We start from the raw sequence: 1,317 nt of genomic DNA on the forward strand, positions 1-1,317 counted from the left end.
TGGAGTTCCCCCACTGATCTGGACAGCCTGATACTGGGACGGATGAGTCCCGGAGGAAGCAGTCCAGGTAGTGAGTAGCAAGAGCAACATGAGCAAGCGGTACTCGGCGGAGTTCAAGCGTGATGCCGTCGAACTGGCCCTGTCCTCCGACAAGACCGTCACCGAGGTCGCCCGCGATCTTGGTGTGAGCCCCGAGAGCCTGCGCGGCTGGGTTAAGCAGGCGAAGATTGACCGGGGTCAGGGCCCGGCGGGGGCGCTGACCAGCGACGAGCGCGAGGAACTACGGCGCCTGCGTCGGGAGTTGGCCGAGGCGAAGAAGGCAAATGAGATCCTGGTAAAAGCCGCGGCCTTCTTCGCGAAGGAGATCGTGAAGTAGGCGCCGTGTGTCGCTTCATCGATGCGGAGAAGGCCACCGAGACGAATCCCGGTGGTTACAGCGTGGCGCTGCTGTGCCGCACTCTGGGGGTGCCGCGCTCCACCTACTACGCCCACATGGCCTCGCGGCCTGCCCGTCTGGCGCGGTGGCGGAGCGAGGAGCTGCTGGTCAACGAGATCCGCGTACTGCATGCCGGGTCGCGCGGTGCTTACGGGGTGCCGCGGGTCCATGCCGCCCTGGTGCGGGCCGGACGGATGGTGAACCTCAAGCGTATCGAGCGGTTGATGCGGGAGAACGCCATCAGCGGGGTCACGCGACGCCGGCGGCGGGGACTGACCCGGCAGGCGAAGCGGGCCGTGTTCGCCGCCGACCTGATCGGTCGCGACTTCACCGCTGTCCGGCCGGGAATGCGGCTGGTCGGCGACATAACCGAACTGGTCACGCTGGAGGGGAAGTTGTATTTGGCGACGTGCATCGATCTGGCGACCAGGGAGGTGATCGGCTGGGCGCTGGCGGACCACCACCGGGCCGAGCTGCCGGTCGCCGCCTTGCGCATGGCCGCCGGGCGCGGGCAGTTGGAGGAGGGCTGCATCATGCACACGGACCGCGGCAGCGAGTACACCAGCGCCGAGTTCCGCACCGCACTACGGGAGTTGGACATGAGGCAGAGCATGGGCCGTGTGGGCTCCTGTTACGATAACGCTGCGGCGGAGAGTTGGTTTGCCCTGCTTAAGGCAGAGATCGGTACCACTGTCTGGCCCACTCAGGCCAAGGCCCGGGCCGACATCTTCCGCTTCATCGAGGTCGAGTACAACCGCGCACGCCTGCGCAAGCACCGCGAATACGGGTACATCACCCCGCTCGAAACCCGAGCCAGGCTCCGACAAGACTTCACCCCCGCAGCGTAGAAACCCGCTGTCCAAGAACAGGGGGGAACTTCA

Annotated in this window: 2 protein-coding genes; both read left to right on the forward strand. The window is 66.1% G+C overall.

The genetic code is table 11. The features are described from left to right. Positions 1-88: 88 nt before the first annotated feature. On the forward strand, positions 89-376 hold the full coding sequence (locus tag P2L57_RS39790) for a transposase (protein ID WP_275823475.1): 288 nt from the start codon (positions 89-91) through the stop codon (positions 374-376). Between the two features lie 5 nt (positions 377-381). Further along, positions 382-1,284 (forward strand): IS3 family transposase, encoded by a 903-nt coding sequence (locus P2L57_RS39795; RefSeq protein ID WP_275823477.1) that lies wholly within the window; start codon positions 382-384, stop codon positions 1,282-1,284. The last annotated feature ends 33 nt before the right edge of the window (positions 1,285-1,317 follow it).

Origin of the sequence: Streptantibioticus ferralitis (assembly GCF_029223525.1) — a bacterium.
GTDB lineage: Bacteria > Actinomycetota > Actinomycetes > Streptomycetales > Streptomycetaceae > Streptantibioticus_A > Streptantibioticus_A ferralitis.

What these genes read in the sequence shown, in the direction of transcription:
- P2L57_RS39790 (WP_275823475.1), top strand. Translation starts at nt 89, where the DNA reads ATGAGCAAGCGGTACTCGGCGGAGTTCAAGCGTGATGCCGTCGAACTG.